General features: G+C 71.4%; 21 protein-coding genes. 12 read left to right on the top strand and 9 right to left on the bottom strand.

Annotation, left to right across the window (positions count from 1 at the left end):
• The first annotated feature begins 11 nt into the window (after positions 1-11).
• The 3 genes from OHT74_RS19340 to OHT74_RS19330 are packed head-to-tail and all read left to right on the top strand — an operon-like array spanning position 12 to position 2,883.
• On the top strand, positions 12-692 hold the full coding sequence (locus tag OHT74_RS19340) for an isochorismatase family protein (protein ID WP_266665667.1): 681 nt from the start codon (positions 12-14) through the stop codon (positions 690-692).
• Entirely contained in the window at positions 689-2,572 is a 1,884-nt protein-coding gene (locus OHT74_RS19335) for an anthranilate synthase family protein (protein WP_328620905.1), read from the top strand. Before OHT74_RS19340 ends, OHT74_RS19335 begins: the two co-directional genes overlap by 4 nt.
• A 2-nt stretch (positions 2,573-2,574) precedes the next feature.
• The gene (locus OHT74_RS19330; RefSeq protein ID WP_266999504.1) at positions 2,575-2,883 is read left to right on the top strand and encodes a hypothetical protein; all 309 of its coding nucleotides are present in this window, start codon (positions 2,575-2,577) and stop codon (positions 2,881-2,883) included.
• Between the two features lie 64 nt (positions 2,884-2,947).
• Here the strand turns inward: OHT74_RS19330 and OHT74_RS19325 are convergent, their stop codons facing one another.
• Positions 2,948-3,427 (bottom strand): AtaL-like protein, encoded by a 480-nt coding sequence (locus tag OHT74_RS19325; protein ID WP_266665665.1) that lies wholly within the window; start codon positions 3,425-3,427, stop codon positions 2,948-2,950.
• A gap of 222 nt (positions 3,428-3,649) precedes the next feature.
• Here OHT74_RS19325 and OHT74_RS19320 point away from each other — a divergent pair, with 222 nt between their 5' ends.
• Genes OHT74_RS19320 through OHT74_RS19305 form a run of 4 tightly spaced genes read left to right on the top strand, consistent with a single transcriptional unit; the run spans position 3,650 to position 7,301 of the window.
• A complete protein-coding gene (locus tag OHT74_RS19320) occupies positions 3,650-4,351 on the top strand; it encodes an SDR family oxidoreductase (protein ID WP_266665664.1) in 702 nt (233 codons plus the stop codon).
• A gap of 16 nt (positions 4,352-4,367) precedes the next feature.
• Entirely contained in the window at positions 4,368-4,820 is a 453-nt protein-coding gene (locus tag OHT74_RS19315; RefSeq protein ID WP_328620904.1) for a transketolase-like TK C-terminal-containing protein, read from the top strand.
• A complete protein-coding gene (gene aroA / locus OHT74_RS19310; RefSeq protein ID WP_328620903.1) occupies positions 4,817-6,082 on the top strand; it encodes a 3-phosphoshikimate 1-carboxyvinyltransferase in 1,266 nt (421 codons plus the stop codon). Before OHT74_RS19315 ends, aroA begins: the two co-directional genes overlap by 4 nt.
• 25 nt (positions 6,083-6,107) lie before the next feature.
• Positions 6,108-7,301: a 3-hydroxybenzoate 6-monooxygenase gene (locus OHT74_RS19305; protein WP_266665661.1), complete on the top strand. Its 1,194-nt coding sequence runs from the start codon at positions 6,108-6,110 to the stop codon at positions 7,299-7,301.
• On the opposite strand, the gene OHT74_RS19300 is transcribed toward OHT74_RS19305, so the two are convergent.
• The 3 genes from OHT74_RS19300 to OHT74_RS19290 form a co-directional block, all read right to left on the bottom strand.
• On the bottom strand, positions 7,285-8,619 hold the full coding sequence (locus OHT74_RS19300; RefSeq protein WP_328620902.1) for a hypothetical protein: 1,335 nt from the start codon (positions 8,617-8,619) through the stop codon (positions 7,285-7,287). The genes OHT74_RS19305 and OHT74_RS19300 overlap by 17 nt on opposite strands.
• A 44-nt stretch (positions 8,620-8,663) precedes the next feature.
• Entirely contained in the window at positions 8,664-9,899 is a 1,236-nt protein-coding gene (locus OHT74_RS19295) for a hypothetical protein (protein WP_328620901.1), read from the bottom strand.
• 133 nt (positions 9,900-10,032) lie between these two features.
• Positions 10,033-10,974: an NADP-dependent oxidoreductase gene (locus tag OHT74_RS19290; protein WP_328620900.1), complete on the bottom strand. Its 942-nt coding sequence runs from the start codon at positions 10,972-10,974 to the stop codon at positions 10,033-10,035.
• A 118-nt stretch (positions 10,975-11,092) separates the two neighbouring features.
• Between OHT74_RS19290 and OHT74_RS19285 the strand changes: the two genes are divergently transcribed.
• Together OHT74_RS19285 and OHT74_RS19280 are read left to right on the top strand one after the other, a co-directional pair.
• Positions 11,093-12,097 carry an aldo/keto reductase gene (locus tag OHT74_RS19285; protein ID WP_328620899.1) on the top strand — a complete coding sequence of 335 codons (1,005 nt, stop codon included), beginning with the start codon at positions 11,093-11,095 and terminating at the stop codon, positions 12,095-12,097.
• A gap of 2 nt (positions 12,098-12,099) precedes the next feature.
• On the top strand, positions 12,100-12,954 hold the full coding sequence (locus OHT74_RS19280) for an arylamine N-acetyltransferase family protein (RefSeq protein WP_328620898.1): 855 nt from the start codon (positions 12,100-12,102) through the stop codon (positions 12,952-12,954).
• A gap of 217 nt (positions 12,955-13,171) precedes the next feature.
• Here the strand turns inward: OHT74_RS19280 and OHT74_RS19275 are convergent, their stop codons facing one another.
• From OHT74_RS19275 to OHT74_RS19255, 5 genes are all read right to left on the bottom strand, one after another.
• Positions 13,172-13,657 (bottom strand): hypothetical protein, encoded by a 486-nt coding sequence (locus tag OHT74_RS19275; protein ID WP_266665655.1) that lies wholly within the window; start codon positions 13,655-13,657, stop codon positions 13,172-13,174.
• A gap of 187 nt (positions 13,658-13,844) precedes the next feature.
• The gene (locus tag OHT74_RS19270) at positions 13,845-14,687 is read right to left on the bottom strand and encodes an arylamine N-acetyltransferase family protein (RefSeq protein ID WP_266995873.1); all 843 of its coding nucleotides are present in this window, start codon (positions 14,685-14,687) and stop codon (positions 13,845-13,847) included.
• Positions 14,684-16,087: an FAD-binding oxidoreductase gene (locus OHT74_RS19265; RefSeq protein ID WP_266665653.1), complete on the bottom strand. Its 1,404-nt coding sequence runs from the start codon at positions 16,085-16,087 to the stop codon at positions 14,684-14,686. Before OHT74_RS19265 ends, OHT74_RS19270 begins: the two co-directional genes overlap by 4 nt.
• Before the next feature lie 29 nt (positions 16,088-16,116).
• The gene (locus tag OHT74_RS19260) at positions 16,117-17,331 is read right to left on the bottom strand and encodes an MFS transporter (protein ID WP_266665652.1); all 1,215 of its coding nucleotides are present in this window, start codon (positions 17,329-17,331) and stop codon (positions 16,117-16,119) included.
• Positions 17,332-17,406: 75 nt separating this feature from the next.
• A complete protein-coding gene (locus OHT74_RS19255) occupies positions 17,407-19,086 on the bottom strand; it encodes a carboxylesterase family protein (RefSeq protein WP_328620897.1) in 1,680 nt (559 codons plus the stop codon).
• A 251-nt stretch (positions 19,087-19,337) separates the two neighbouring features.
• On the opposite strand from OHT74_RS19255, the gene OHT74_RS19250 reads away from it, so the two are divergent.
• The 3 genes from OHT74_RS19250 (at position 19,338) to OHT74_RS19240 (ending at position 22,740) form a co-directional block, all read left to right on the top strand.
• Complete coding sequence (locus tag OHT74_RS19250) at positions 19,338-20,129, top strand: arylamine N-acetyltransferase family protein (RefSeq protein WP_328620896.1); 792 nt, start codon at positions 19,338-19,340, stop codon at positions 20,127-20,129.
• Positions 20,130-20,236: 107 nt separating this feature from the next.
• On the top strand, positions 20,237-21,340 hold the full coding sequence (locus OHT74_RS19245; RefSeq protein WP_266665649.1) for an AMP-binding protein: 1,104 nt from the start codon (positions 20,237-20,239) through the stop codon (positions 21,338-21,340).
• Positions 21,340-22,740: an aldehyde dehydrogenase family protein gene (locus OHT74_RS19240; protein WP_328620895.1), complete on the top strand. Its 1,401-nt coding sequence runs from the start codon at positions 21,340-21,342 to the stop codon at positions 22,738-22,740. Before OHT74_RS19245 ends, OHT74_RS19240 begins: the two co-directional genes overlap by 1 nt.
• Positions 22,741-22,802 lie beyond the last annotated feature (62 nt).

Genomic DNA, 22,802 nt, shown 5'->3' with positions numbered 1-22,802 from the left:
GGGAGAAACGCATGGCAGGCATACCTGCGATCAACCCCTATCCGATGCCGTCGGCGGCCGACCTGCCCGCCTCCGGCGTCGACTGGGAGATCGATCCGGACCGCGCGGTCCTGCTGGTGCACGATCTGCAGAAGTACTTCCTGGCCCCCTTCCCCGCGGGCGAGCAGCCCGTCGTGGACCTGTCCCGCAACGCCGGCGCGCTGCGCGTACGCGCGGCCGAGCTCGGCATCCCGGTCGCGTACACCGCGCAGCCGGGCGGTATGACCCCCGAGGAGCGCGGACTGCTCGGGGACTTCTGGGGCCCGGGCATGCAGCCCAGCCCGGAGCACCGCCAGGTCGTGGACCCGGTGGCGCCCGCCGCCGGTGACTGGATGCTCACCAAGTGGCGCTACAGCGCCTTCTTCAAGACCGATCTGCTGGAGCGGATGCGCGCCCAGGGCCGCGACCAGCTGATCCTCTGCGGTGTGTACGCGCACGTGGGCGTGCTGGTGACCGCGGTCGACGCGTTCACCAACGACATCCAGCCCTTCCTGGTCGCCGACGCCGTCGCCGACTTCAGCTGGGAGGAGCATCGGATGGCGCTCGAGTACGCCGCCGGCCGCTGCGCCCGTCTGATCACCACCAAGGAGCTCCTGACGGCCCTCCCGGACCGGGTGGCCGCCTATGCGGGAGCGGGAGGGGAATCCGCATGACCGGAGACCTGCTGGGCCGGATCCTGACCGGCCGACCGCCGGCCTTCGCGCTGATCCACCGTCCGGAGACCACCGTCACCGGGCACCTCGACCTCTTCCTCGGTGAGTTCGCCGAGGCGGCCACGCTCGCCGACATCCCGCTGCGGGACGTCGAGGCGGGCGCCGGCGTCCGCCAGGACGTGCTCACCCTGGTCCCGTACCGGCAGCTCGCCGAGCGCGGCTTCGAGGCGCCCGACGACGGCACCCCGCTGCTCGCCATGGTGATCGAGGAGCAGGCGCAGGTGCCGCTCGCCGCCGTCCTGGCGGGGATCCCCGACGCCCCCGTCCACCTCGCGACGGGCGGCGACTTCGACATCGACGACGACACCTACGCCGAAACGGTTCGCCGCGTCATCGCGGACGAGATCGGCACCGGCGCAGGCGCCAACTTCGTGATGAAGCGGTCCTTCGTGGCCGACATCAGCGAGTACTCCACCGCCGCGGGGCTGCGCTTCTTCCGCCGGCTGCTGGAGCGGGAGACCGGCGCGTACTGGACGTTCATCGTGCACACGGGCGAGCGCACCCTCATCGGTGCCTCGCCCGAGCGGCACGTGAGCCTCTCCGGCGGCCGGGCCGTGATGAACCCGATCAGCGGCACGTACCGGTTCCCCGCGTCGGGGCCCGAACTGCCCGGCGTCATGGACTTCCTCGCCGACCGCAAGGAGGCCGACGAGCTGTACATGGTCGTCGACGAGGAACTGAAGATGATGGCCCGGATCTGCGCATCGGGCGGCCGGGTCGTCGGGCCGTACCTCAAGGAGATGGCCCGCCTCGCCCACACCGAGTACTTCATCGAGGGCCGTACTTCCCGCGACCCCCGCGAGATCCTGCACGAGACCCTGTTCGCACCGACGGTCACCGGGTCCCCGCTGGAGAGCGCGGGCCGGGTCATCAAGAAGTACGAGCCCCAGGGCCGCGGCTACTACAGCGGTGTGCTGGCCCTGATGGGCCAGGACGAGAACAGCGAGCGGACGCTGGACTCGGCGATCCTGATCCGCACCGCCGACATCGACGCCGCCGGCCGGATGCGCATCGGCGTCGGCGCCACCCTCGTGCGCCACTCGGATCCGCTGTCCGAGGTCGCCGAGACCCGGGCGAAGGCGGCCGGCCTGCTCGCGATGTTCGAGCCGTCGGGGCCGCGCCGCTTCGGCGACCACCCGGACGTACGGGCGGCCCTGAGCCGGCGCAATGCGACGATCGCCGGGTTCTGGCTGGACGACGACACCTCCCGGGCCCGGCCGGTCCCGCTGCTCATGGGCCGCAAGGTGCTGGTGGTCGACGCGGAGGACACCTTCACCGCGATGATCGAACACCAGCTGAGGGCCATGGAGGCCGACGTCACGGTCCGCCGGTTCGACGAGCCGCACAGCTTCGCCCCGTACGACCTGGTCGTGATGGGGCCGGGGCCGGGCGACCCGCGGGAGGTGGACGACCCGAAGATCGCGCACCTGCGGTCCGCGGTGGACACCCTCCTCACGGAGGGGCGGCCGTTCCTCGCGGTCTGCCTCAGCCACCAGGTGCTCAGCACGAAGCTGGGCTTCGCGCTGAAGCGCCGGGAGCAGCCCAACCAGGGCGTGCAGCGGGAGATCGAGCTGTTCGGGCGGCGCGAGCGGGTCGGCTTCTACAACACCTTCGCCGCGCAGAGCGCCTCGGACACCGTCGAGGTGCCGGGGATCGGCACGGTCGAGGTGTGCCGGGAGCCGGGGACCAGGGAGGTGCACGCGCTGCGGGGGCCCGGCTTCCGCTCGATGCAGTTCCACGCGGAGTCGGTGCTCACGGAGGACGGCATCCGCATCGTCAGCGAGGCCCTGTCCGGACTGCTCCAGGAGCAGACCGTATGAGCATGAAGGCGACTGTGGCCTGGTGGGACCTGAAGGGCTCGGGGCACAGCATCGACTCGCTTCGGGCGTACCTGCGCGATGAGGCGGTCGACCGGTTCGCCGCGGTCGAGGGGCTGCGGCTGAAGTTCTGGATCGCGGACCCGGCGACGGAGCGCTGGGGCGCGGTGCTGCTGTGGGAGTCCGCGGAGGCGGCGGCGCAGCCGCTGGCCCCGCGGGCGGCCGAGCTGATCGGGCGGGCGCCGGTGCAGTACACGGTGTTCGACGTGGAGGCGACGGTCGAGGGCGTCCACACGCTGCCCGGGACGGTGTGAAGCACGAGAGCGCGTACGGCCCCTCACGGCCCGCGGGGGCCGTGAGGGGCCGTACGCGTGGGTGTCACGCCCTCCGGTCCGCCCCTGTGGTCATCACCTGGCGCAGGACCTCCGTCATGGCGTCCAGCGTGCCGTGGAAATCGCAGTCCAGGTCCCGCAGATAGGTGTTCTGCGCCAGGATCGCGGCCGCCGGGCGGTCGGTCAGGGTGATGCTCAGCGTGAGCGTGAGCCGGCCGTCCTCGTCCTCTCCGATCTCATTTCGTATCTCTGCGATATCGGTGTCGTCCAGATGCCGGTAGGTAATGCGACCGGCGCTCTCCTGCGGAGTGACGCGTTGCAGGAAGGTCAGCCCCCCGCGCCGGATTTCCCTGAGGAATCCATCGGCGTACCGTTCGTCGATCCGGCAATCCGTAATGGCCGGAACATAGCCGGTGGGGAACTCCGCCTTGTGTAGCAGAGCCTGCCACAGGCTCTCCCGCGTAGGAGCCGGACACCCCTCCTGAACTGCGCCGACGACCGGACGAGTCCACGAAAGCGTCAGCATTGATCTCCCCTTTCCGCAGCTAAGCCGGCGTGCAGCATCGGTCGGGCGGACAGCGGTGTCAAAGCCGGGCGGAGTATTGCGTCACCTGCCCCCGGGACCTGACGGAATGAGAGAAGGCCACTGCCTCACCGGCTGTTGTTTCTTGCAGGGTGACGGTTGGTCGGTGGCGTTCCGCAGAGCGCCTTCCCGTTAAATCCGAAGCGGAGAATCAGGAGAACGCTGATGTCTGAACGGTTCGACGGCCAGGTCGTCCTCGTCACCGGAGGAGGCGAAGGCATCGGCCGGGCAGCGGCGGTTGCCTTCGCCCGGCTCGGCGCACTGGTGGTGGTCTCGGGCCGCCACCCGGAGACGCTCGAAGGAACGGTCAAGCTGATCCGCGACGCGGGCGGGCAGGCCGACAGCGTCGTCGCCGACGTGTCGGAGACGACGGCCGGTGCGGACGCCGGCGCCGCGTACGTCGTCGCCGAGACCGTGCGCCGGCACGGCGCCCTGGACGTGGCCTTCAACAACACCACCGAACTCGGCCCGCACCAGTCCGTCGCGGACATCGACGAGACGGTCTGGGCCCACACCCTGACGGCCAACCTCACCGGCGTCTGGCTGTCCATGAAGCACGAGATCGCCCACATGGAGACCGCCGGCGGCGGGGTCATCGTCAACACGGCCAGCAACATCGGCGCCCAGGGCATGCTCCCCGGCCTCGGCGCGTACGCCGCGTCCACGGCCGCCGTCAGCGCCCTGACCCGGACCGCGGCCCGCGAGTACGTCGCCCAGTCGATCCGGATCAACGCCATCAGCCCCTGCCCGCTCGGCCGGGGAGCCAGCGTCGAGGAGATCGCCGACACCGTGGTCTGGCTCTGCTCCGACGCGGCCGCGTACATCGTCGGGCACGACCTCGTGCTCGACCGCAAGACCAGCGAGTAGAGCGGTGGCCCGTCCCATGCAGACATCCCCCCGTCCCTACGACGATCCCGGCGAGCCCGGCTGGTCCAAGCGGGACAGCGTCGTGGCCGAGGTCGTGGCCGAGGCCGGTGCCGAGGCCGACGCCGAGGGCGCCGCGCCCGACGTGGTGCTGATCGCCACCGGCAGCGAGATGCGCATCGCCCTCGACGCCCGCGCCATCCTGCACCGCGAGGGCATCGCCGCCCGGGTGGTGCCGATGCCCTGCCCCCAGTCGACGCCCGGCGTCCGGGCCCGAGTGTCCGTGGCGGCCGGCTCCGCGCTCGGCTGCTACGAACTGCTCGGCGAGGCCGGCATCCCGGTCCGGCTCGACCAGTGCGGCGCGCGCGGCCCCTACACCGCGCTGCATGGGCAGCACGGCTTCAGCGCCGCCCGGGTGGCCGCCACCGCCCGGGCCGGGCTGGCCCGCGCCGGACACCGGGAGAGCGCGTGAACACGGCCGTACTGACCGCCCGCATCCCGGGCTCTAAGAGCATCACCAACCGGGCGCTGCTGCTGGCCGCCGCGGCCGACGGGGTCTCGCTGCTGCGGGCCCCGCTCGTCAGCGCGGACACGGCCGCCTTCCGGGAGGCGCTGTCCGGCCTCGGCGTCCCCGTCGTGGAGGGCGACGACGGCTGGAAGGTCACCGGCAGCGGGCGCGCCCCGGCCGGCGGCGGCGCGGTGTGGTGCGAGGACGCGGGCACCGCGGCCCGGTTCCTGCCGCCGTTCGCGGCGACCGGCGCGGGCGCGTTCACCTTCGACGGCACCGAGCAGCTGCGCGCCCGGCCGCTGAGGCCCCTCGCCGAGGCGCTGGGCCGGCTCGGCGCGGACGCCCGGGTCGCCGAGCCCGTCGGCGGCCTGCCGCTGACCGTCGCCGCCCGGGGCCTGACCGGCGGCGAGCTGACCGTGGACGCCTCGCTCAGCAGCCAGTACCTCACCGGCCTGCTGATGGCGGGACCGCTGATGCGGCAGCCGCTGACCGTACGGGGCGAGGGGCTGGTCAGCCGCCCGTACATCACCATGACCCAGGAGCTGATGCGCCACTTCGGCGCGTACGTCGACGAGTTCGAGGGCGGCGCGATCCAGGTGCTGCCCGGCGGCTACCGGGCCGCCGAGCTCGACATCGAACCCGACGCCTCCACCGCCTCCTACTTCTTCGCGGCGGCCGCCGTCACCGGCACCACCGTCACCGTGCCCGGCCTCGGCCGCGGCAGCGTCCAGGGCGACCTCGGCTTCGTGGAGGTGCTGCGCCGGGCGGGCGCCCGGGTGGAGATCGCCGACGGGGCGACCACCGTCACCGGCACCGGGCCGCTGCGCGGCGGCTTCGCCGTCGACATGGGCGACATCTCCGACACCTTCATGACACTGGCGGCGGTGGCCCCGCTCGCCGACGCGCCGATCACCGTCCACGGCATCGGCCACGCACGGCTCAAGGAGTCCGACCGGATCGCCGCGGTCGAGGAGAACCTGCGGGCCCTCGGGATCCGCACCGAGTCAGGACCGGACCGGCTCACCGTCCACCCGGGCCGCCCCACGGCCGCCCGGATCGCCTGCCGCCGGGACCACCGGATCGCCATGGCGTTCTCGGTACTGGGCCTGCGCGTCCCCGGCATCACGCTCGACGACCCGTCCTGTGTCGGCAAGACCTTCCCCGGCTTCCACGCCGAACTGGGACGGCTCTTCACGGCCCACCGCTCGGGCACCCACAGTCACTGACAACGAAAGGGATGTGAGAACCCCCATGGCCGACATACTCATCGCCGGCGGTGGCATCGGTGGCCTCGCCGCGGCGCTCGGACTCGCGAAGCGTGGACACCAGGTCACCGTCCTGGAGCGCAGGGACGTCTTCACGGAGGTCGGCGCAGGCATCCAGCTCGGTCCGAACGCCTTCCACGCGCTCGACCTGCTGGGCGTGGGCCAGGAGGTCCGCGACCGCGCCGTCTTCATCGACGAGCTGCGTTTCATGGACGGCACGACCGGCGAGAAGGTCGCCGCGATGCCGGTGAAGGCGAAGTACCGGGGCCGGTTCGGCAACCCGTACGCCGTCGTCCACCGCGTCGACCTGTACCTGCCGCTGCTGGAGGCCGCCCGCCGCCACCCCGGCATCGAGCTGCTGGGCCGCCACCACGTCGTCGCGTACGAGCAGAAGGCGGGCGCCGTCTCCGCCGTCCTCGCCGACGGCCGGCGCGTCACCGGCGACGCGCTGATCGGCGCCGACGGACTGCACTCCGCGATCCGGCAGCAGATGGTCGGCGACGGGTCCCCGCGGGTCTCCGGGCACACCATCTACCGCTCGGTGATCCCGATGGAGGAGGTGCCCGAGGAGCTGCGGTGGAACACCGTCACCCTGTGGGCCGGCCCGAAGTGGCACTTCGTCCACTACCCGATCGCGGGCGGCGAGCACTTCAACCTGGCCGCGACCCGGGACGACGGCGCCACGGAGGCCGTGGCGGGCCTGCCGGCGGAGCACGACCACGTGGTGAACTCCTTCCCCGAACTGTCCGGCGCCGCACGGCGGTTGCTGGAGCTCGGCCGGGACTGGAAGTCCTGGGTGCTGTGCGACCGCGATCCGGTCGACCGCTGGACCGAGGGCCGGGTGGCGCTGCTGGGTGACGCCGCGCACCCGATGCTCCAGTACGCCGCGCAGGGCGCCTGCCAGGCGATCGAGGACGCGGTGCTGCTGAGCGGGCTGCTCGACGGCTGCCCGGCCGATTTCGAGCAGCGGCTGGAGAAGTACAACGCCGCGCGGCGCGAGCGGACCGCGCAGGTGCAGCTGGTGGCCCGGGAGATGGGGCGGCAGCTGTACCACGCGGCGGGCGAGGCGCGGGTCGAGCGCAACGCGATGCTGGCCTCCCTTTCGGACGACGACATGTACGACAAGGTGGCCTGGCTGCACGGCGCGTACGACTTCGACCGCCTCACGGCAGGCTCTTGACGTAGGCCTCGATGGCTGCGGTGACGCGGTCGCGGTCGGCGGTGGAGATGTTCGTGCCGGCCGCCTGCTGGAGGAAGTAGTAGACGAGCGAGGCCGTGCAGATGTCTGCCTGCTCCTTGGGGAGCAGGCAGATGAGACGGCTCGTGACAGGGCGTTCGCCACGGAAATTCAGGAGGCGAAGGTAGCCCTTGACGTCGGTCCCCACGGACTCTCGGATGGTTCCGACGTAGAGACCCGGGACGCCGGTGGGGAGGTTCACCGTCTTTCCCGTGTCCTGTGCCTTGCACGTGCTCTCCGTGGCGTCCGGGTCCCCGTCCAGGTACTTCAGCAACTCGGGCGCGGTCTTGCCGAAGTCGGAGCAGTCCAGGGCCACGCCGGTCACCACGTCTTCCATCAGACCCACCCCGAAACCCTCGAAGTCGAGCGGGGTGTCACCCACGTGTACCTGCCGGTACACCGCGGAGTCGTAGAAGACGAGAGTGCACGTCTTGCCCGCCGGAGCCATCAGGTAGGTCTTCGGATCCGCCGCGTACACCTGGGCGCCTGCCGGCACGGTGAGCCGGCTCGGCAGGCGGACCGAAGGCGGCGGGGGCGCGGGTGTTCCTTCCAGGGGCGTACCGGTCCGCGAGCAGGCGGTGACGGAGACCTCCTGGGAGGGCACCTCGACCGGCTTCGCCTCGGGCAGCGTGGGGACCACGAGCTTCTTGAGCACCGCGTTCAGTTCGGCGGCGTCCTGCGGGAACTGCGGTGCGGCGGCCTTGACCGCCGAGGCGAGCCGGGTCAGGACCTCCTGATCGGCGGCCGGCACGCGGTAGCCGACGAACCGGAACTCCAGCTGCAGACCGAGGGCGTCCATCCGGTCGCGGACCCTTTTGTTCATCGCGGCCGGGTCGCCGCCGCAGCCGTCGGTGCCCTGCGTGGTGACGACGACGATGCGGTTGCGCTTGCTGCCGCGGAAGGGGTAGCGCCCGGAGAAATCGTCGATCGCGGCCAGGAGCCCGCTGTTCAGCGTCGCCTTGCCGCCGGGGGTCAGCGTGTGGGCCGCCTCGCCGATCCGTTTCCCGTTCCCCCGCCCGCTGCCGACGAGCTCCTCCGTGTTGCCGGAGTCGCCGCAGTCACCGCCGAAGCGGCGCAGGGAGAGCGCGTCACCGTCTCCGGCGTTCCGGACCGCCGCGCCGACCGAGTCGGCGAGGGCGCCGAAGTCCCGCTGCGCGTCGGAGGTGTCCACCAGGAACGCGGTGCGGTACTGCGGGGTCGACCGTACGACGTACACGACGGTCGCCGCGGCTGCGATCACCGCCACCGCGAGGACGGCCAAGGTGATCCGTAACCAGCGTCTGCGCGGCCGGCCGGGCGGGGCCGTCACCGGGCCGCCGGGGCCTTGGCGCGCAGGGCGGCGAGTGCCTTGTTCATCGCGTCCACCTGGGTGTTGTAGTCGGAGGCGGCCTTCTCGAAGGCCTCGTGCCGCGCGTTCAGCGAGGCCTTGTCGCGTGCCGCCTCCAGCATGCGGTCGGCGGCGTCGAGCACGGTCTTCTGCTGCTCGCGCAGCTGCGCGGCCCGGTCGTTGATGTCGCGCCCTTCGGGGGTCTTCGCCCGGCCGCCGAGGTCCTCGAACTCGGTGCCGATGTGCGGTTCCCGGGCCCGGTCCAGGTTCTGGCCGGCCTCCCCCAGGCGGCCTTCGTCGATCTCCCGTACAGCGGTGTTGATACGGGTCACGGCCGGGTTGAGGACGTCCACGATCTTCGTGGCGTTGCGCAGGACCGGTTCGGTGTTGGTCGACCATTCCAGGGCTGCGTCGAGGTCCGCCCGGGTGTGCGCGAAGACCGGCTCGGCCGGGTTGGAGCCGGCGGTGGCGATCGACTTCAGACTCTCGCTCTGGTCCTCGGGGACCTGGTAGCCGATCAGCCGGAACTCGATCTTCAGGCCTGCCGCGCGGATTCGGTCCGCGATCTCCCGCCGTACGAAGTCGGTGTCGTCGTCGCACGCGTCCTTGCCGTGCCGGGTGACGACGACGATGCGGTTCACCTGCTTGGCGCGCTGGTCCGCGCCGAACGCGAACGTGCCGGAGAAGTCGTCCACGGCCTGGACGATGCCCCGCAGCAGGGTGGCCCGGCCGCCCACCGGGGCCTGCTGGGCGGCCCGGACGATGTCCTGCCGGTTGTCGGTGCCGAAATCCACCAGCTGCGCGGTGTTGCCGCCCGTACCGCACTCGCCGCCGAACCGGCGCAGGGCCAGGGCGTCGGAGTCGCCCGCGTTCCCCACCACGGTCCTGAGGGAGGCGGCGACGGCGTCCGCGTCCCCGGAGTCCGCGACGGCGGTCGTGTCCATGAGGAACTGCGTCTTGTAGGTCGGGGCGTAGGCCGGCAGCACCCAGCGCACCACCGCCCAGGCCCCGCCGCCGAGCAGCGCCAGGACCACGAGGATGAGGAACGCGTTCCGGATGCTGCGCGGGATGCGGATGTCGAAGATGCGCAGGTCGCGGCCGGCCTGGTAGACCCGGGCGTCGCCCGACGCGGTGGCCTCCTGCCGCACCCCTGCCCGTTGCGCCTTGGCGTCGTCGTCCGCGCCGGCGGAGTCCGCTGAGGGAGATCCCGTCATGCCGACCATCGTCAGTTACAACACATGATCACTTTAAGTGGCCGGACGGTTTGTTTTCGTCGCGGTCACCGCCGCCGCGCGCCGCACCGACCGCGAGGGCGGCCGGTGCGGCGCGCGGCGCCGTCCGGCCGGGTCAGACCGTGAGGACGATCTTGCCCGTGGTGTGGCGGGACTCGCCGTGCTCGTGGGCCTTGCGCACGTCCTGGAGGGGGAAGGTCTCCGCGATCACGGGGCGCAGCCGGCCCGTGTCCACGAGGGTGGCCAGTTCCTGCAGGACCATGTGGTCGGGGGCCACGTTGACCGTGATGGCGCGGACGCCCGCCGCGGTCGCCTTCGCGGTGATCTCCTCGATCCCGAGGGGGTTCGTCACGCCGATGTAGAGCCCGCCGGGGCGCAGGGTGCGCAGGGAGCGGTCCTCGTACTCGCCGCCGACCAGGTCGAGTACGACGTCCACGTCCTGGACGGCTTCGGTGAAGTCCTGCGCCGTGTAGTCGATCAGCTCGTCGGCGCCCAGCCCGCGCAGCAGCTCGTGCTTGGCCGAGCTGGCCGTGCCGATGACGTACGCACCGCGGGACTTGGCGATCTGGACGGCCAGGTGGCCGACGCCGCCGGCCGCCGCGTGGATCAGCACCCGCTGGCCCGCCTGCAGGTCCGCGCCGTCGACCAGGGCCTGCCAGGCGGTGGAGCCGGCGAGCGGCAGGGCGGCCGAGGAGACGTGGTCGAGGCTGCCCGGCTTGCGCGCGAAGTGGCGCGCGGGCGCGGCGACGTACTCCGAGTACCCGGCGGCCTCGTCGGGGAAGGAGGGGAGGCCGAAGACCTCGTCGCCGACCTTGAACCGGTTCTCGCCCGCCGCGACCGCCACGACGGTGCCGGAGACGTCCCAGCCGACGCCGAAGGGCGGGGTCATCCACAATCCGAATGCACGGATCTTCCAGTCGATGGGATTGACGCCGGCGGCGTGGGTCTTTACCAGAATTCCGGCGGGACCGGGAATGGGGAGCGGGGAATCCGTCAGGTTCAGTACTTCGGTGCCGCCCAGGACGTCCTGGCGGACCGTGCGCATCGTTTCTGTCATGCAGTCGATGATCGCAACTCGCAAAGCCGAATCCCCATCGATATTCGGCCATTCGCGACCTGACAGACCGGCCCGGAATGGTTTTTGCGCCGAAGGCGGCTGCTCAATGCTGGGGTATATGACTTCGCTGCGATCACTTGGTTCGGCCGGCCCTGAGGTTTCCGCTCTCGGCCTCGGCCTGATGTCCATGTCCGACTTCTACGGCCCTGCCGACCGGGCCGAGGGAGTCGTCACCGCGCACGCCGCCATCGACGCCGGGATCACCCTCCTCGACACCGGCGACTTCTACGGCAGCGGCCACAACGAGCTCCTTCTGCGCGAGGTGCTGCAGAGCCACGACCGCGAGCAGCTCACCCTCAGCGTCAAGTTCGGCGTCCTGCGCGACCCGTCCGGCGGCATCCTCGGCGTCGACTGCCGTCCCGAGGCCGTCAAGAACTCCCTCGCCCAGACCCTGCAGCGGCTCGGCACGGACTACGTGGACGTCTACCGCCCGGCGCGCCTCGACCCGGCGGTGCCGATCGAGGAGACCATCGGCGCCATCAAGGAGATGGTGGAGGCCGGCCACGTCCGGCACATCGGCCTGTCCGAGATCGGCGCGGAGACCCTGCGCCGGGCCTCCGCCGTGCACCCCATCTCCGACCTCCAGATCGAGTACTCGCTGCTCTCCCGCTCCATCGAGGACGAGATCCTGCCGACCGCGCGCGAGCTCGGCACCGCCATCACCGCGTACGGGGTGCTCGCCCGCGGCCTGCTGTCCGGCCGCTGGAACCACCAGCGTGCCGCCGCCTCCGACGACGGCCGCAGCAACTTCCCGCGCTTCAGCGGCGAGAACCTGGACCGCAACCTGCAGCTGGTCGCGGCCCTGGGCAAGGTGGCCGAGGCCAAGGGCGTCACCACCTCGCAGCTGGCGATCGGCTGGGCCATGGCCCAGGGCGTGGACATCGTCCCCGTCGTCGGCTCCCGCCGCCGTGACCAGCTCACCGAGGCGCTCGGCGCCCTCACCCTCGAGCTGACCGCCGAGGACGTCGCCGAGATCGAGCGGGCCGTCCCCGCCGAGGACGTCGCAGGCACGCGCTTCGACGCCGAGGGCATGGCCATGCTCGACAGCGAGAAGAAGGGCTGAGCATGAGGCCGTTCTTCAGTGCCGCCCAGTGGCAGGCCGAACTCCTCGACGTCGAGGCGTACCTCGACCGCCTCGGCATCAGCGGGCCGCTGGAGCCGGATGCGCAGACCCTGCGCCGACTGCACCGGGCGCACGCCCTGACCATCCCGTTCGAGAACCTCGACATCCTGCTGGGGCGGGGCATCGACCTCGACGTGGACGTCATGCAGTCCAAGCTCCTGCGCAGCAGGCGCGGCGGGTACTGCTACGAGCACAACATGCTCTTCGCGGTGCTGCTGGAGCGGCTCGGGTACGAGGTCACGCGGCTGTACGCACGCCCGCTCCTGGACGCGCCCAAGCCGCTGCCCCGGACCCACCTGATGCTGAGCGTGGCCGTCGGCGAGGAGACGTACCTCGCGGACGTGGGCTTCGGCGACGACGGCCCGCTGGAGCCGATCCGGGTCTCGGACGGGACCGTCTCGGACCAGGGCGGCTGGGTGTACCGGCTGGCCCGCGAGGAGGGCACCGACAAGGAGTGGGTGCTCTCGCTGAAGCGGGACGGGGGCTGGTTCCCCCTGTACTGGTACGCCACCGAGGCGCACCACCACATCGACTGCGTGGTGGCGAACTACTTCATCTCCACGCACGCCCACTCGCCGTTCACCGGCCGCGTCTTCCTGGAGCGGATCGCGGAGGACTGGAGGCTGAACCTCAACCACCGCAAGCTCACGCTGACCCAGGCCGACGGCACCGTGGAGGTCCGGTACGTGGCGGACGGGGAGGTGCGCGAGCTGCTGGCCAAGCAGTTCGGGATCGAGCTGACCGAGGAGGAGGCCGCGGTGGTCGTCGCCGCGCTGCCGGCCCCCGAGCCCTCCTGAGCTCCCGTACGGTCCCTGCGGGGCCCGTGGTGCGCACCCCGGCCGGGGTGCGCACCACGGGCCCCGTTCCGTTGGCGGTGCGGGCGCCCGTACGCGACAAAGCCGTACGGGCCCGGCCGGGGGGAGCCGGGCCCGTACGGCGGACGCCTGAGGGGGGCGCCGAGGGGGTGAGTGCGGTGCAGGGGGTGTGCGGGGGAAGTGCGGGGGAAGTGCGGGGTCAGCGGGGCTGGACGGCGATGCGGGTGGCCTTGCCGGTCGAGGCGCCGCTGGTGACGAAGGAGCCGTCCAGGTTGTTGATGGTGAAGGCGAAGTCGAAGTTCGCGGTGTTCTTGCCCGTCACCGAGATGTTGGCCTTGAAGGTGATGGTGGAGGCGGCCTTGCCGTCCGCGCCGATCAGGAAGGCGACGTCGGTGTCGGAGTAGGTGCCGCAGCCGGTCTGGCGCCACTCGCCGTGCGAGGCGGTCGTGGTGTTGTTCGGCGAGGTGAAGTTGACGACGCCGGCGGTGGCGGTGGCGCTGCCGTAGTAGCTGCCGAGGAAGGTCTCGTGGGTGTTGTCGTCGACGACCTTCCAGCTGCCCGGCAGGGTGTAGCAGCTGCTGCCGCCCTCGACCGCGGCGTTCGCGGAGCCCGTGACGGCCGTCGCGGTGGCGAGCGCGGCGACGCCCGCGAAAACGGCGACCTTGATACGGGTGCTCTTGCGCATGTGATTGTCTCCCATGGAATTGATGAGTATTCCTGCAATTCCTATGATGGCGCGGTGAATTCGCGAGAGGTATGGACCAGATGTCGATCCGTCAGGTCGGCCCGATGTGTTCGCCGTGGCAGAAAAACCCCTGTGCCGCACACGAAATGCGTGCGGCACAGGGGTGTGGATATCAGGGAAAGGATATTCAGTCGATCTGCATGACGATGCGAATGGCCGGGTCGACGTCCGGCTGCTTCGGCATGGCGGCCGGGTCGATGACCAGGCCGAAGTCCTCCTCGTACGCGGCACGCAGGGCGGCGTCGTCCGCAAGCTCCACCGTCACGGTGCCGTTCTCGTCCGTACGCGTCAGCTCCCGGCCGTTGACGGTGACCCGGCCGCCCTCGTTCTGGATCGAGCAGATGAGGTTGTGCAGGAACACCGAATCGGGCGCCGTGCGGTACCACCACAGCGTCGGGTAGAAGTCCTCGATCCGCACCGGCCGCTCGTCGAGCCGGTACTGGATCTCCCCGTTCAGGTGGACCTGGAGGAAGCCCTCCTCGGGCCGGGTCACCCGGTAATCGCCGTGCGGGTCCTTCTGGACCTCCGCCGACCCGGTCTCCAGCGGGAACCGGCTGTTCTTGCCGAAGCCCACGTCGATCAGCCAGTCCCGGTCCTCCAGGCGCACGCGCAGCGCCAGGTGGCACAGCGGCGCGCCGAACTCGCCGCCGAGGAAGACCTGGCCGGCGAGGATCTCCACGGAGAAGCCGAGCGCCTCCAGGAGGTGCCCGAAAGCGGGGTTCAGCTCGTAGCAGCCGCCGCCGCGCCGGCGGGTGACGATCTTCTCGTACAGGAAGTCCCGCTCGAGGCCGAGCTCGGCGCCTTCGACGTGGTAGTCGATGTTCTCGAAGGGCACCGACAGCACATGGCGCTCCTGGAGGTGCCGCAGGGCGTGGATGTCGGCCTTCTCCGGTCGGCGCGCGCCGATGCGCTCCAGGTACGCGTCCACCATCGCATCGCTGAGCATGGTCTTCGTCCTCTCCTCGGTCATCGGGACCAGCCGGTCGGCGGGATGTTGTGGTTCACCCGGAACACGTTCTGCGGGTCGTACGCGTCCTTGACGGCGACGAGCCGGGCGTACGTCGCCCCGTCGTACGCCGAGCGCAGGTGCTCGGGCGTGCTCTCCAGGGCGCTGATGAAGCTCAGGAACGGGCCGCCGATGCGCCAGGGCTCCATCGTCTCGATCAGCCGCTCCTGGAACTCCCGTACGTCCTGGATGTGTTCGGGCCAGACGGGGGCGCCCGCGAACAGCGTGTACGCGGTCTCGCGGTGCGGCAGCGCGTTGGGGTGCTCGGGCTGCCGGCCCAGGGCGCCGCCCAGGTGGCGCAGCTCGATGCCGGGGCGGACCGCGTCCACCCCCTCCTTGATCAGCGGCAGCAGGGTGTCGATCGCCGCGTCGTCGAGCTCCCGGATCCGGGTGGAGCGCTCGTAGTAGACGAACGGGACGGTCGGGTCCATGTTGATCTCGGCGACCCGGGTGTACGGCATGTCCGCGACGGTGTCGAGGACGGCCGGCGCGATCTCCCGCAGCGGGCGCAGCAGTTCCTCGCCCTCCGCGACGGGCCCGTTGTAGGCGATCCGGATGTGCGCGAGGAAGCGGCCGCGGACCGGCTCCGGCAGCACGTCGATGTCGGGGAAGCGCATCACGGCGATCGAGGACTGCATCGCGTCGGGGACGGTCCGCGTCCAGTCGCGCCAGGTGTGCAGGATCTCGTCGATGTGCTCGCCGGGGAGGAACAGGCCGCCGCCGTAGAGCCGGGCGACGGGGAAGAGGCCGATCTCGATGGAGGTGACCACGCCGAAGTTGCCCTTGCCGCCGCGCAGCGCCCAGAACAGGTCCGGGTGCTCCTCGGGGGACACGAACCGCAGCTCGCCGTCCGCGGTGACCAGGTCGATGTTCTTCACGTGGTCGGCGGAGTAGCCGTACGAGCGGCCGAGCGGGCCGAGGCCGCCGCCCAGGGTGTACGAGACGACGCCGACGCCGGGGGAGGCGCCGTTGAGCGGGGCCAGCCCGAAGGCGGCGGCCTCCTCGATGACCCGGCTCCACTGGACGCCGGGCTCGATGCGGGCGGTGCGGGTGCGCGGGTCGATCCGGACGCCGTCGAGGTTGCGGGTGCTGATCAGCAGGGCGCCGTCGGCGGGCAGCGCGACGCCGTGCCCGGTGGCCTGGACCGCGACCGCGATGCCGTGGCGCGCGGCGAAGCGCACCGAGGCGAGGATGTCGGCGGTGCCGTCGGCGAGGACCACTGCGGCGGGCCGGGCGTCCGGCAGGATCCGGTTGAAGCCGAGCGCCTCGTCCTGGTACGCGTCGGTGCCGGGCAGCAGCAGCGGCCCGCGCAGCTCGGACGCGAGCGCGGCGAGGTCGTCGGTGGTCACGGCGGTGGTGGTCACTGAGGAGGTTCCTTTCGCTGACGGGGTGCTCACTCGGCGGCCTTGCCGGCGGTGCGCAGGCTCGGGAGGGTGAGCGCGGTGAGCAGCACCACGACGCCGCCCAGCCAGGCCACGGTGATCAGCTCTACCTGGTCGACGATCAGACCGCCGACGAGCGCGCCGAGCGCGATGGCCAGGTTGAAGACCGACACCCACAGGGCCGAGGCGGCCTCCATGGCGTCGGGCGCGGACTTGAGCATCCAGGTCTGCAGGCTGACGGAGACCCCGCCGAAGGCCAGGCCCCACAGGATCAGCAGGGCGATGCCGCCGGCCTGGCTCTTGCCGAGCAGCGGGAAGAGGAGCATCGCGGCGGCCAGCGCGACGATGATGACGGCCATCGTGCGGCCCAGGTTCTTCGCGACGGCCGCGCCGGCGACGAAGTTGCCGATGATGCCGGCGACGCCGAAGCCCAGCAGCAGGACGCTGATCAGGTCCTCGTCGATGCCGGAGACCTGCTGGAGCATCGGGCTGACGTACGTGTACGCGGCGAGGTGCCCGGTGACGATGAGGCCGGTGGCGATGATGCCCGAGCGGACGCCGCGGTTGGCGAACTGGCCCATCAGCTCACCCACGCTGACGGGCTTGGTGGCGGGCAGCGAGGGCAGCAGGACCAGCAGCGCGACGAGGACCGCGAAGGCGAGGACGCCGAGCGTGGCGAACGCGGTGCGCCAGCCGGCCAGACCGCCGATCAGGGTGCCGGTCGGCACGCCGAGGACGTTGGCGGCGGCGACGCCGCCGAAGATGAGCGCGGTGGCCCGGGGGATCGCCGCGGGCTGCACCAGCCGGAACGCGAGACCGCCGGCGACGGCCCAGAAGCCGCCGATCGTGACGCCGACGAGGACGCGCGAGGCGAGCAGGATCCCGAAGTTGGGCGCGAGGACGGTGACCAGGTTGGCGACCGCCATCACGGTCATCAGGCCGACGAGCAGGAAGCGGCGGTCCATGCGGCCGACGACCACCGGGATCAGCGGCGCGGACAGCGCGGCGACGAGGCCGGGCACGGTCACCATGAGGCCGGCCGTGCCCTCGGAGACGTGCAGGGCGCCGCCGACCGAGGTGAGCAGGCCGATGGGCAGCTGCTCGGCGGTGACGAGGGTGAAGATGCCGACGGCGACGGAGACGACGGCCAACCAGCTCTTCAGGGACGTGCGTTCCGGTGCCTGCGCCGGTGCGGCGGTCTCGGCGGGTGTTTCGAGTGTTGCCATGACAAGAACCTCATTCGTGTCTCTGGGGGCGGGGGGCCGCGCCGCCGGGAGCCGGCAGGTCGGCCGCGGGGCAGGTCAGGTGCGCGGGACCCAGCCGGACTCGTCCCAGAACCGCAGCTGGCGCAGCTTCGACGTGGTGGCGATCTCCGCGACCTGCTCACCGCCGAGGACCAGCGTGCTGGGGTGCTCGGGGTCGAAGACCGGCCATGCGGGGCTGCCGTGGCCGGTGGGCACGCCGTCGCGGGCGAAGGCGGCCACCAGGTCCATGAAGGTCTCGGAGACGGCGCGCTCGTGCGGTCCGTCGTGGAACAGGGGCACGGTCTCCGGCACCGGGTAGGTGGCGGAGATGGCCGAGGGGTCGCCGTACGTGCCGAACAGGAACGGCGAGGTCGCCTCGTGCGGGGTGCCGTGGTGCGGCGGCCGTACGGGGTACGCGAACTCCATGACGTACTGCGGCGATCGGCCGTGCCGGGCGTGCCGCTCGGACAGCCGCATGATCTGGTAGCGGAACAGCGCGTCGCCCCAGATCTCCGTCCACAGCGACAGCGGGTCCAGCGGGAGCCCGTCGGCCTCGGCGGCCTCGCGGTAGGCGGCAATGCAGGCGTCGGCCAGCTCGTACGGGGCCTTGTCCATCCCCTTCTCCAGTACGCCGCGCACGGCTTCGCGGAGCTCGGCCGCGTCGGTGGGCGGCGGGGTGGGGGTGGGCTGCGGGGGGCAGGGGCCGGTGTAGAACGAGCCCTCGGTCCGGGCGTGGACGGCCAGGATCGGCACGTCGGGGGTGGGCAGTTCGTAGTCGAAGGCGCTCATCCAGCGGCCGTCGACGACCGGGCCGCGGAACTCGCGGCCGCCGGCGACCTCGCGCTCGCCGGGCAGCCCGCCGAACACCTCCTCCCAGGCGCCCATCAGGGCGGCCGCCGGGACCTCGCGCAGGCCCGGCACCGTCGTGCCGAGCCTGCGCGCGACCGACTCGTACGCCCGGCGGGAGTCGGCGGGGGACAGCGAGGTGGACGGCTCCCACACGTGGCAGGCGCTGATCGGGACGATGCGGCGGATGATGCCGCGCAGCTCGGGCAGGAGCGCGAGCTGCCAGGTGCTCGCCCCGCCGGCGGAGGTGCCGGCGACGGTGATGTTGCCGGGGTCGCCGCCGAAGGCCGCCGCGTTCTCGTGGACCCAGCGCAGCAGCGCCACCTGGTCCTGCAGGCCCCAGTTGGCGAAGTCGCCGGTGTCGGGGTCGGTGAACTCCTCGTGCAGGCCGAAGCCGAGCGCGCCGAGGCGGTAGTTGAAGGTGACGACGACGAGGTCGCCGCGGTCGGCGAGGCGGGCGCCGTCGTAGACGGGCAGGCTGCCGCCGCCGACCATCCAGCCGCCGCCGTGGATGTAGACGAGCACCGGCCTGGCGCCCTCGGCGTCGGTGTCCTCTTCGGCGTCGGAGGCGCTGCCCGGGTCCTGCGCGGGGGGCGCGGCCGGCGTCCAGACGTTGGCGTACAGGGAGTCCTCGGCGCTGCCGGGGATGATCGGCTGGAGCGACTCGGGGGCGAACGCCGTGGCGTCGCGCACCCCGCTCCACGGGACGGCCGGCCGCGGCGAGGCGAAGCGCAGGCCACCGACCGGCGGCGCGGCGTACGGGATGCCGCGGAAGACGGACAGCCGTCCGCAGCGTTCCCCGGCGATCACGCCGGCGCTGGTGTGCGCGAGCACGGATCCGGCTTCGGCATCGTTTTCTGGCGAAGGGCGGTGGGCGGCTGAGGTGGCCATTGCCGTGGGTTCTCCATCGTCATCGGCGGGCGGTCAGTCACGCCGACTCCACGGTGACCATTCGAACCGAATGTGCCGCGTCGGATGACTCCGGACCATCCGATGCTGGTAACCGCGCAAGAACCCCGCAACAAGCGGAACGGCACTGTGTCAGGTACCGGGTTGTCCGTCAGATCGATTCGGCAACGACGGGTGGCCGTGTATTTTCATTCGGCGTACGCTGCCGGGTTCGAATCGTCAAGGAGAATGCGATGCTGGACGACGCAGGAGTGGCCGAATATCTCGGGCGGATCGGCGCGAAAAGGCCGGAGAAAGCCGATCTCGAGGGTCTGCGCCACCTTCAGGAGCGGCATGTCCTCTCGGTGCCCTTCGAAAACATCGACTACCACCTCGACCGCGAGATCCACCTCGGCGAGCAGGTCGTCGACAAGATCGTGCGACAGCGGCGCGGCGGCGGCTGCTACGAGGTGAACACGGCCTTCGCGGTCCTGCTGGAGGCCCTCGGGTACCGGGTCGAGATCCTGCCGGGCCGGGTCTACCGGCCGGACGGGCTGGGGCCGGCGATGTGCCATCTCGCGCTGCGGGTGACCCTGGACGAGCCCTGGCTGGTCGACGCCGGATTCGGCCGCAACAGCCGCCACCCGCTCCGCTTCGCCACCACTGACGTGCAGCGGGACCCGAACGGGGAATACCGGGTCACGCCGGCCGAGGGCGGCGGCTTCGACGTGTCCCTGGAGCGGAACCCGCTCTACCGGATCGACGACCGCCCCTGCCGCCTCGAGGACTTCGGGCCCACCCTGTGGTGGTGGCGCAGCAGCCCCGACTCGCCGTTCCTCCAGGAGCTGTTCTGCTCGCTGCCGCTCGCGGACGGCCGGGTCACGCTCAAGGGGAATCGCCTGGTCAGGGTCGAGGGCGGGGCGCGCACGACCGAACAGCTGGAGGGCGACGAGCAGATCCTGGCCGCCTACCGCACCCACTTCGGAATGCTGCTCGACGAACTCCCGAAGACGGTGGCGCAAACCGGACCGTCGGGATCCAGCTGACCTGACACAGACAGTTGACGGACTCATCCGAATGCCGTGGACCGGCTGCTGCGGCGAGGCGCACGATGCGAAGAGTACGGCGTTACTCCGTATCCGGAAGGAGCATTGTGTCCATCGTTGATCCCTTGCTGGAATTTCCACTCGACACCCAGCCGGACCCCGACGAATTCCTGCGCGCCGCCCTGCGGTGGCATTTCTCCCCGGAAACGGGTTCGCCGTTCTGGCTGGAACGCGCAGGAACTCTCGGATTCGATCCGCTGACCGACATCGGCGGATTCGCCGACCTGGGCAAGTTCCCCAACCTCGCCAACGAACTGCGCCACGTACGGGCCGAGGACCTCATACCCCGCGGTTACGGCGAGAAGCCCGAGGTCGTGGGCGTCTACGAGAGCGGCGGCACCACCGGCGCCCCCAAGCGCATCGTGCTGCTCCGGGAGTGGCTGGACCGGCTGCTCACCTGGAGCAGCGCCCAGCTGGACCGCCACGGCGTCCCGCAGAACGTGAACTGGCTGGTCGTCGCCCCGACCGGGCCCCACATGGTCGGTGACGTGATCAAGCGGCAGACCGCCTTCCGCGGCGGCCTCGCCTTCACCGTCGACCTCGACCCGCGCTGGGTCAAGAAGCTGATATCCGACGGCAAGGGCGCCGAGGCCGGCGCGTACGCCGAGCACATCGTCGACCAGGTCGCGTTCCTGCTGCAGACCCAGGACATCGGCGTCCTGATGTGCACGCCGCCGGTCCTGGAGCGCCTCGCCCGCCGCGACGACCTCGCCAAGCTGATCGACGAGAAGGTCAAGGCGATCAACTGGGTCGGCACCCAGATGGACGCCGACACCCGCTACCTGTACCGCACCGAGGTCTTCCCCAAGGCCCACCTGTACAGCGGCTACGGCTCGACGATGATCCTCGGCAACGCCAGCGAGCGCCCGGGCCTGTCCGACGACGACCCGTGCATCTACGACCCGTTCTCCCCCCACATGATCTTCGACGTGGTCGACCCCGAGACCCGCGAGACCGTCCCGTACGGCGAGCGCGGCCAGGTCGTCATGCACCACATCAGCAAGAGCCTGTTCATGCCGAACAACCTCGAGCGCGACTACGCGACCCGCGTGCCCGCCCCCGAGGGCATCTGGCAGCTCGGGGACTCCGTGGCGGACATCGCGCCGGTCCAGGAGTTCGACAACGAGACCGTCATCGAAGGGGTCTATTAATGAGCGCCGGGAGCGCCGACAGCACCGGGAGCGCCGGCCTGATCACACTGGACGCACTCGGGCCCGCCGGACCGTTCCGCGCCCGCAAGCGCATGACCGTCACCGATGTGACGGGCGCCCCGGTCGCCGAACTCAGCCTGGTCCCGAAGCTGTTCGTGACCCGCGCGATGGACGCCCTGCGCAAGGCCGGCTCGCTGCCGGCCGGCGAGCGGACGGCTGCACTGGCCCGCGCCGGGAAGATCTTCGCCGAGGAGACGATCGACGGGCTGTCGTTCGCCGAGTACGAGCACACGGTCGCCCGGGTCTCCGGCGTGCCCATCGGCGTCGTGCAGGCCGCGACCGCCGCCATCATCGAGGCGACCGAGCAGTCCCGGTTCGCCGCGTACCAGGCCCGGCCGACCGGCGCGGTCGACGACTGGCGCGCCGGGGAGACCCGTACGGGCAGCGCCGTGTGGACCCGGCGCGGCGACGTCTTCGCCGTGCACGCCGCCGGCAACCACCCCGGCCCGCACTCGCTGTGGGTCGAGGCCCTCGCCCTCGGCTACCGCGTCGCGGTGCGGCCCTCGCGCCGCGAGCCGTTCACCCCGCACCGGCTGATCTCGGCGCTGCGGGCCGCTGGCTTCGGCAACGACCAGGTGGTGCTGCTGCCCACGGACTACGAGGCGGCGGACGAGATCCTGCGCAGCGCCGACTACGGCCTCGTGTACGGCGGCGACGACGTCGTGCGCAAGTACGCGGGCACCAACGTGCTGCCGCAGGGCCCCGGCCGCTCCAAGATGCTGGTCCCGGCCGGTGTCGACTGGCGCGACCACCTCGACACCATCGTGGACTCCATCAGCCACCAGGGCGGTGTGGCCTGCATCAACGCCACCACCGTGCTCGTCGACGGCGACCCGGCGCCGCTCGCGCAGGCCATCGCCGAGCGCCTCGCCACGATCCCCAGCCTGCCCCCGCAGGACCCGAAGGCCGTCCTCGCGGTGCAGCCGGTGGAGGGGGCGCGCGCCATCGAGAAGTTCCTGCTGGCCAAGGCGGCCGGGACCACCGCGCACCTCGGCGGCGACGGCATCGTCGAGGAGCTCGGCGACGGCAGCGCCGTACTGCGCCCGGCCGTGCACCAGCTGACCCGGCCGGACGCCGAGCAGGCCGGCATCGAACTGCCCTTCCCCTGCGTGTGGGTGGCCCCGTGGTCGCCCGCCGACGGGATCGGCCCGCTGCGCAACTCGCTGGTGCTGACGGCGTTCACCGAGGACGAGACGCTGATCGACGCGCTGCTCCAGGAGCCCACCATCAGCAACGTCTACCTGGGCGACCACCCGACGTACTGGATCAGGCCGGGCGTTCCGCACGACGGCTACCTCGGCGAGTTCCTGATGCGGACCAAGACCGTCATCCGCGACTGACGCACCGAACGGGTCCGGGCCTCGGCCCGGACCCGCTCACGCACGGCACACCGGCGCGCAGG

Source organism: Streptomyces sp. NBC_00354, assembly GCF_036106915.1.
GTDB lineage: Bacteria > Actinomycetota > Actinomycetes > Streptomycetales > Streptomycetaceae > Streptomyces.
This window is presented reverse-complemented; position numbering and strand designations above follow the sequence as displayed.

Excerpts from the sequence above, each read along its gene's own strand:
- OHT74_RS19255 (WP_328620897.1), bottom strand. The coding sequence starts at position 19,086 with ATGGCCACCTCAGCCGCCCACCGCCCTTCGCCAGAAAACGATGCCGAA.
- OHT74_RS19305 (WP_266665661.1), top strand. The coding sequence starts at position 6,108 with ATGGCCGACATACTCATCGCCGGCGGTGGCATCGGTGGCCTCGCCGCG.
- OHT74_RS19240 (WP_328620895.1), top strand. The coding sequence starts at position 21,340 with ATGAGCGCCGGGAGCGCCGACAGCACCGGGAGCGCCGGCCTGATCACA.
- OHT74_RS19270 (WP_266995873.1), bottom strand. The coding sequence starts at position 14,687 with ATGACCGAGGAGAGGACGAAGACCATGCTCAGCGATGCGATGGTGGAC.
- OHT74_RS19250 (WP_328620896.1), top strand. The coding sequence starts at position 19,338 with ATGCTGGACGACGCAGGAGTGGCCGAATATCTCGGGCGGATCGGCGCG.
- OHT74_RS19330 (WP_266999504.1), top strand. The coding sequence starts at position 2,575 with ATGAAGGCGACTGTGGCCTGGTGGGACCTGAAGGGCTCGGGGCACAGC.
- OHT74_RS19285 (WP_328620899.1), top strand. The coding sequence starts at position 11,093 with ATGACTTCGCTGCGATCACTTGGTTCGGCCGGCCCTGAGGTTTCCGCT.
- OHT74_RS19290 (WP_328620900.1), bottom strand. The coding sequence starts at position 10,974 with ATGACAGAAACGATGCGCACGGTCCGCCAGGACGTCCTGGGCGGCACC.
- OHT74_RS19340 (WP_266665667.1), top strand. The coding sequence starts at position 12 with ATGGCAGGCATACCTGCGATCAACCCCTATCCGATGCCGTCGGCGGCC.
- OHT74_RS19260 (WP_266665652.1), bottom strand. The coding sequence starts at position 17,331 with ATGGCAACACTCGAAACACCCGCCGAGACCGCCGCACCGGCGCAGGCA.
- OHT74_RS19320 (WP_266665664.1), top strand. The coding sequence starts at position 3,650 with ATGTCTGAACGGTTCGACGGCCAGGTCGTCCTCGTCACCGGAGGAGGC.
- OHT74_RS19280 (WP_328620898.1), top strand. The coding sequence starts at position 12,100 with ATGAGGCCGTTCTTCAGTGCCGCCCAGTGGCAGGCCGAACTCCTCGAC.
- OHT74_RS19295 (WP_328620901.1), bottom strand. The coding sequence starts at position 9,899 with ATGACGGGATCTCCCTCAGCGGACTCCGCCGGCGCGGACGACGACGCC.
- OHT74_RS19335 (WP_328620905.1), top strand. The coding sequence starts at position 689 with ATGACCGGAGACCTGCTGGGCCGGATCCTGACCGGCCGACCGCCGGCC.
- OHT74_RS19275 (WP_266665655.1), bottom strand. The coding sequence starts at position 13,657 with ATGCGCAAGAGCACCCGTATCAAGGTCGCCGTTTTCGCGGGCGTCGCC.
- OHT74_RS19325 (WP_266665665.1), bottom strand. The coding sequence starts at position 3,427 with ATGCTGACGCTTTCGTGGACTCGTCCGGTCGTCGGCGCAGTTCAGGAG.
- OHT74_RS19315 (WP_328620904.1), top strand. The coding sequence starts at position 4,368 with ATGCAGACATCCCCCCGTCCCTACGACGATCCCGGCGAGCCCGGCTGG.